Raw genomic sequence first — 480 nt, forward strand, 5'->3', positions numbered from 1 at the left:
TGCTCAGGAAGAAAGTGGCACAAATCGTTTCGTGATGGTGTTTCGTGGATTAATATACAGTATTGCAGCAAAAAATAATTCACTCCCAAAATCGACCATGCTCGAAACTGTCCAGTTCCGCGCAAGCCGACCACCGCTGACAACGGTGGTCTTTGACGTTTTGAGATACGAGAAGTTATCTGAAAGCGGGGTTCTAGGTTATTTACTCTGACGAGCTTTTGTCCAAAAATGAGTTTGATCGACCGTCTGTTTCTCGCTCTTTGCCGAAGTTCGCCTAAGTGCCATGAGCGGGCATTAAAGCGTAACTCGTTTCTGCCCCAAAACGTGTTGAGGCGAATGCCTCAAAAGAGCGATGAGCGGTCAGTCGAGCCATCTCAATCTTAAAGTATCTTTGAACAGATAGCTCTAGATATGACGATGGCTGATTTTAATATATAGCGAACATCTTACGCGCATACTTCAAGCTTTAATCTCTTCGGG

At 44.8% G+C, this 480-nt stretch carries 1 protein-coding gene; it reads left to right on the top strand.

Annotated features, from left to right (window positions below; genetic code table 11):
- On the top strand, positions 1 to 211 hold a 211-nt coding region (locus H5116_RS20240), incomplete at its 5' end, for a hypothetical protein (protein ID WP_220487504.1).
- Positions 212 to 480: the final 269 nt, after the last annotated feature.

Origin of the sequence: Pseudoalteromonas sp. SG45-2, assembly GCF_014164115.1 — a bacterium.
Lineage (GTDB): Bacteria > Pseudomonadota > Gammaproteobacteria > Enterobacterales > Alteromonadaceae > Pseudoalteromonas > Pseudoalteromonas distincta.